At 71.4% G+C, this 6,423-nt stretch carries 4 protein-coding genes and 1 pseudogene; 2 read left to right on the forward strand and 3 right to left on the reverse strand.

Annotated elements, in window-relative coordinates; translation table 11 throughout:
* The 3 genes and pseudogenes from D471_RS32945 to D471_RS0104305 all read right to left on the reverse strand — a co-directional run.
* Positions 1-273: pseudogene (locus tag D471_RS32945) on the reverse strand (DCC1-like thiol-disulfide oxidoreductase family protein); the annotation flags it as partial.
* A 49-nt stretch (positions 274-322) separates the two neighbouring features.
* Complete coding sequence (locus D471_RS37510; RefSeq protein WP_017597488.1) at positions 323-883, reverse strand: hypothetical protein; 561 nt, start codon at positions 881-883, stop codon at positions 323-325.
* 63 nt (positions 884-946) lie between these two features.
* The gene (locus D471_RS0104305) at positions 947-1,786 is read right to left on the reverse strand and encodes a PAC2 family protein (protein WP_017597489.1); all 840 of its coding nucleotides are present in this window, start codon (positions 1,784-1,786) and stop codon (positions 947-949) included.
* A gap of 363 nt (positions 1,787-2,149) precedes the next feature.
* Between D471_RS0104305 and metH the strand changes: the two genes are divergently transcribed.
* A complete protein-coding gene (metH, locus tag D471_RS0104310; protein ID WP_083924073.1) occupies positions 2,150-5,623 on the forward strand; it encodes a methionine synthase in 3,474 nt (1,157 codons plus the stop codon).
* Between the two features lie 266 nt (positions 5,624-5,889).
* A partial coding sequence (locus D471_RS0104315; protein WP_040688312.1) for an HAD family hydrolase occupies positions 5,890-6,423 on the forward strand: 534 nt, incomplete at its 3' end.

Below are 6,423 nucleotides of genomic sequence, written 5' to 3' on the forward strand. Positions count from 1 at the left end.
GATCAGCGTCTCGGCGATCGCGTCACCGCCCGCGAACCGGCGCCCGTCGGGGTAGACGATCCACGCCTCCCGGTCGGCCTGCTCGGGCGTGAGGCCCACGGACTCCAGGTCGAAGTCCTGCCAGGCGACGAACCTGGTGCGGGTACGCAGCCGGTCGCGGCCGAAGACCGCCGCGCGCTGGCAGAACCCGCAGTCCCGGTCGTAGAGGAACGTTCCGGCGCCGGGGACACCGTGTCCGCCGGGGCCGCCGTGTCCGTCCGTACGGTGCGTCATGTGTCCAGGATGCCCCCGGTGTCGCCTGGTGTCCCGTCCGCCCCCCGGCTTACTCCCCGGCCTCCGAGCTCGGCGCGGGTTCGATCTCGCCGGTGTGGCGGACCCGCTCCAGGGCCGGGGGCGACTCCAGGGGCGACAGGGCGGTGACGCGCACGACGAAGTGCGGCTCCACCATGGCGACGGCGGCCCAGGAGTAGGGCGAGTGGAGCACGTCGCACTGATAGGGCGACCCGTCGACGTCGATCAGCGACCGGGACCACACCGCGCCCAGGGGGTGCACACGGGGCTCGGCGTCAGTGTCGCCCTCGGCCCTTCGCCGGAGGAAGTCGCGCCCCGCGCCGAAGCGCCGGACCTGGTCGTTCAAGGGCGGCCAGTCCGCGTCCGGCCAGCGCCGTGTGGTCACCTCCAGGCCGGGTGTGCGCGCGTCCACGGCCGGGTGGCGCACAGTGCACTCCAGCACGTGGTCCTGGAGGGGGGAGAGCCCGACGTCGCCCAGACTGCCCGGGGCCGTCCGTCCGGCGGGGGCGAACAGCGGCAGGTCCGCCATCACCTGTTCGACGGAGATCGGTCGCGGCGCCCTCGCCGGGTGTGGTCGTTCGCTGAACTCCATGCGCCCGATGCTAACCGCCGACTCCCTCCGGCGGCCGTCACGCCGTCAGCCGCCGTCGGGCCCTCAGCTCTCGTCGCGGCGGCGCAGGTAGCGCTCGAACTCGCGGGCGATCGCGTCACCCGAGGCCTCGGGCAGCTCCGCGGTGTCCTTGGCCTCCTCCAGGCCACGCACGTAGGCGGAGATGTCCTCGTCCTCGGCGGTGAGCTCGTTGACGTTGGCCTCCCACGACACCGCCTCCTCGGGCAGGTCGCCCAGCGGCACCGACAGCCCGAGGAACTCCTCCACCCAGCCCAGCAGCGCCAGGGTCGCCTTCGGGCACGGCGGCTGCGCCACGTAGTGCGGAATGGCCGCCCACAGCGACACCGTCTCCAGGCCCACCTCGCTGAACGTCTCGTGCGCCACGCCCACGATCCCGGTGGGGCCGGAGTAGGTGGTCGGCTCCAGGCCGTACCCGTCCCCCACCTCCACGGGCGAGGCGATCCCCGTCACCGGGATGGGCCTGGTGTGCGGCGCGTCGGCCAGCAGCGACCCCAGCATCACCACCCGCTTCACGCCCAGCTGCCGAGCGATCGCCAGCAGGTCGGCCGCGTACGAGCGCCACCGCATGTTCGGCTCGGGGCCGCTCACCAGGACGATGTCGCGTTGGGCACCGGGCGGGGTGGCCAACGCCACCCGGGTCGTGGGCCACTCGACCTTGCCGACCAGGCCGTTGACCACGGACATGCGCGGCCGGGTGACCTGGAAGTCGTAGTAGTCGTCCGGGGTGAGCGCGCACAGCTCACGGGCGCCCCACACCGTGGACAGGTGCTCGACGGCGAGGGTGGCCGCCTCCCCGGCGTCGTTCCATCCCTCGAACGCCGCCACCAGGACAGGATCGACAAGCTCCCGGGTGAGCTTGATCATTTCGGCGGCCCCTTCCTGCGCGCGGACGATTCCACCCTATGGGGTGGTGCCCCGGCCTGGAAACCGGGATTCTGCGCTCTCCCGGACGGGCGTCCCCGGCGGGACCCCGTTGTGCCACCCGCACGGAAACGGACGGAAATCCGTCTGATTGGACCGGTGCGGAACGGGCTCTTCGCGCATATCGTGGAACGCACGTCTCACATGGCGAAACGCCTGATGGGGTAGCCTCACAGCCAGCGACTGCGTTGGACAGAGCCGTCCCCCAGGCGCCCGACCCGACCGCGCCGGGGGTCGGCCCAGCACCGCGCACCGCGTGGATCGGCCTGGGCCGCCGCGGCGCCCCCAAGACTAGAGTTGCGGATGATGAGAGCTCGCCTGACCTTCCGTGAAGCACTGTCCCAGCGTGTCATCGTGGCGGATGGAGCGATGGGCACCATGCTCCAGGCGCACGATCTCGACCTCGACCAGTTCGAGGGGCACGAGGGCTGTAACGACATCCTCAACATCACCCGCCCCGACATCGTCCACGACACCCACGCGGCCTTCCTCGCGGTGGGTTCGGACTGCGTCGAGACCAACACCTTCTCCGCCAACTACGGCGGTCTGGCCGAGTACGGCATCGAGGACCGCGCCTACGAGATCGCGGAGGCGGGCGCGCGCGTGGCCCGTGAGGCCGCCGACGCCTACTCCACCCCGGACCACCCCCGCTACGTCCTCGGGTCGGTCGGCCCCGGCACCAAGCTGCCGTCCCTGGGCCACGCCCCCTACGCCCTCCTGCGCGACCACTACGAGCAGTGCCACCGGGGGCTCATCGACGGCGGCGCCGACGCCATCCTCATCGAGACCTGCCAGGACCTGCTCCAGGTCAAGGCCGCCGTCGTCGGCGCCCAGCGCGCCCGCAAGGCCCTGGGCAGGGACGTCCCGATCATCGCCCAGGTCACCATCGAGACCACCGGAACCATGCTGATGGGTTCGGAGATCGGCGCCGCGCTGACCTCCCTGGCCCCGCTCGGCATCGACGTCATCGGCCTGAACTGCGCCACCGGCCCCGCCGAGATGAGCGAGCACCTGCGCTACCTGTCGCACCACTCGCCCATCCCGATCTCCTGCATGCCCAACGCGGGCCTGCCCCAGCTCGGGGCCGACGGCGCGGTCTACCCGCTCACCCCGGCCGAGCTGGCCGACGCCCACGACACCTTCACCTCCGAGTTCGGCCTCAGCGTGGTCGGCGGCTGCTGCGGCACGACCCCCGAACACCTGCGCCAGGTGGTCGAACGCGTTCAGGGACGCGGGATCAAGGACCGCAAGCCGCTCGTCGAGGCGGCGGCCTCCTCGCTCTACCAGAGCGTGCCCTTCCGCCAGGACGCCAGCTACCTCGCGGTCGGCGAGCGCACCAACGCCAACGGCTCCAAGAAGTTCCGCACGGCCATGCTGGAGGAGCGCTGGGACGACTGCGTGGAGATGGCGCGCGACCAGATCCGCGACGGCGCCCACCTGCTCGACCTCAACATCGACTACGTGGGCCGCGACGGTGTCCGCGACATGCGCGAGCTGGCCTCCCGCTTCGCCACGTCCTCCACCCTGCCGATCATGCTCGACTCCACCGAGCCCGCCGTGCTGGAGGCCGGTCTGGAGGCGCTGGGCGGGCGCGCGGTGATCAACTCGGTCAACTACGAGGACGGCGACGGCCCCGACTCGCGCTTCACCCGCATCATGGAGTTGGTCTCCGAGCACGGCGCGGCCGTGGTCGGACTGTGCATCGACGAGGAGGGCCAGGCCCGCACCGCCGAGTGGAAGCTGCGCGTGGCCACCCGCCTGATCGAGCAGATCACCGGCGAGTGGGGCCTGCGGACCGGCGACATCGTCATCGACTGCCTCACCTTCCCCATCACCACCGGTCAGGAGGAGACACGGCGCGACGGCATCGAGACCCTCGACGCCATCCGTGAGCTCAAGCGCCGCTACCCGGACGTGCAGACCACGCTCGGCCTGTCCAACCTGTCCTTCGGCGTCAACCCGGCCGCCCGCATCGTGCTGAACTCGGTGTTCCTGCACGAGGCGGTCGAGGCGGGGCTGGACTCGGCGATCGTGCACGCCTCCAAGATCGTGCCGATCAACCAGATCCCCGACGAGCAGCGCGAGGTCGCCCTCGACCTCGTCTACGACCGGCGCGCCGACGACTACGACCCCCTGTCGAGGTTCATCGAGCTGTTCGAGGGCGTGGACGCCAAGTCCATGCGGGCCTCCCGGGCCGAGGAACTGGCCGCCCTGCCGCTGTGGGAGCGCCTGGAGCGGCGCATCGTCGACGGTGAGATGACCGGTATCGAGGCCGACCTGGAGGCGGCGCTGGCGGAGCGGCCCGCCCTGGCGATCGTCAACGACACCCTCCTGGAGGGCATGAAGACCGTCGGCGAGCTGTTCGGCTCCGGGCAGATGCAGCTGCCGTTCGTGCTCAAGTCCGCCGAGGTCATGAAGGGCGCGGTCGCCTACCTCGAACCGCACATGGAAAAGACCGACGACGACGGCAAGGGGCGTATCGTCCTGGCCACCGTCAAGGGCGACGTCCACGACATCGGCAAGAACCTCGTCGACATCATCCTGTCCAACAACGGCTACGACGTCGTCAACATCGGCATCAAGCAGCCGGTGTCGGCGATCCTGGAGGCGGCCGAGAAGGAGCGCGCCGACGTCATCGGTATGTCGGGTCTGCTGGTCAAGTCCACGGTGATCATGAAGGAGAACCTGGAGGAGATGAACTCCCGGGGGCTCTCCGAACGCTTCCCCGTGCTGCTGGGCGGCGCGGCGCTCACCCGCTCCTACGTGGAGCAGGACCTGGCGGAGATGTTCGAGGGCCAGGTCCGCTACGCCAAGGACGCCTTCGAGGGGCTGCGCCTGATGGACAGCTTCATGGCGGTCAAGCGCGGCGAGGAGGGCGCCGAGCTGCCCGCGCTGCGCCAGCGCAGGGTGCGCCGGGGAGCCACCCTGAAGGTGACCGAGCCCGAGGACATGCCCGCGCGCAGCGACGTGGCCACCGACAACCGGGTGCCCGTGCCGCCGTTCTGGGGCGACCGGATCAGCAAGGGCATCCCGCTGGCCGACTACTCGGCCTTCCTCGACGAGCGCGCGACGTTCATGGGGCAGTGGGGGCTCAAGGCCTCGCGGGGCGGCAACGGCCCCAGCTACGAGGAGCTCGTGGAGACCGAGGGGCGCCCGCGCATGCGGATGTGGCTGGACCGCATCCAGACCGACGGCCTGCTGGAGGCGGCGGTCGTGCACGGGCACTTCCCCTGCTACAGCGAGGGCGACGACCTCGTGGTGCTGGACGAGGACGGCGTGACCGAGCGCACCCGCTTCACGTTCCCGCGCCAGCGCCGCGACCGGCACCTGTGCCTGGCCGACTACTTCCGGCCCAAGGAGTCGGGGGAGCTGGACGTGGTGTCCTTCCAGGTCGTGACCGTGGGTTCGGCGATCAGCCGGGCCACCGCGGAGCTGTTCGAAAGAGACGCCTACCGTGACTACCTGGAGCTGCACGGCCTGTCCGTCCAGCTGACCGAGGCGCTGGCCGAGTACTGGCACACCCGGGTCCGCGCCGAACTGGGCTTCGCCGGTGAGGACCCGGCCGAGCTCGACGCCTTCTTCAAGCTCGGCTACCGCGGCGCGCGGTTCTCCCTGGGCTACGGGGCCTGCCCCAACCTGGAGGACCGGGCCAAGATCATGCGCCTGCTGGAGCCCGAGCGGGTGGGGGTCACGCTGTCGGAGGAGTTCCAGCTCGTCCCCGAGCAGGCCACCGACGCCATCGTCATCCACCACCCGGAGGCGACCTACTTCAACGTCTGACCGGTCTTCGCCGGTCGGTACCATCGGCGTTCCACACCCGGCCCCGCCGCTGGCGACAGCGGCGGGGGCGCGGCCGTGCGGCCGGCGGACCGAAGTGTTCGCGGTGCGGACAGAGCGCCGACAGACACACGTCAGGTCCCGGGCACCCGCGACCGCCCACGATGGTGGGATCCCGGGCGCCCGGGGACGCGGGGGCGCCCGCGAACGACACGAGAGGGGAGAGCGTGGTGCCGGTCCGCCCAGGGCGGGGCCGCACCACGGAGAGCATGAGCGAACCGAGCACTCCGGGCCGCCGCGTGAGCGCGGACGGGCCCGCCGGGGAGCGCCGCCTCCAGGCGGTCCTCCTGGACATGGACGGGACCCTCATCGACAGCGAGGGGCTGTGGGGGGAGTCCGAGGCCGAACTCGTCGCGGAGCTGGGCGGGGTGTGGACCGAGGAGGACCACGCGCGCAACGTCGGCAACGCCGCCGAGCCCGTGGGGCGGTACATCATCGGGCTGACCGGCGTCGACCTGACCCCGCGCCAGGTCGCCGACCGGCTCTACGAGAAGTTCCGCGTCAAGCTGGAGGACGGCGCCGAGCTGCGGCCCGGAGCCAAGGAGCTGGTCGCGATGGTGTCCGGCGCGGGAATCCCGGTGTCGTTGGTGACCTCCACCGAGCGCGAGCTGATCCGTGCCGCGATCGGCGGGATCGGCCTGGAGAGCTTCGACGACTCGGTGGCGGGGGACGAGGTCAGCGCGAACAAGCCCGACCCCGCGCCCTACCTGACCGCGGCCGAGCGGCTGGGGGTGGACCCCCGC

The organism is Nocardiopsis lucentensis DSM 44048, assembly GCF_000341125.1.
Lineage (GTDB): Bacteria > Actinomycetota > Actinomycetes > Streptosporangiales > Streptosporangiaceae > Nocardiopsis > Nocardiopsis lucentensis.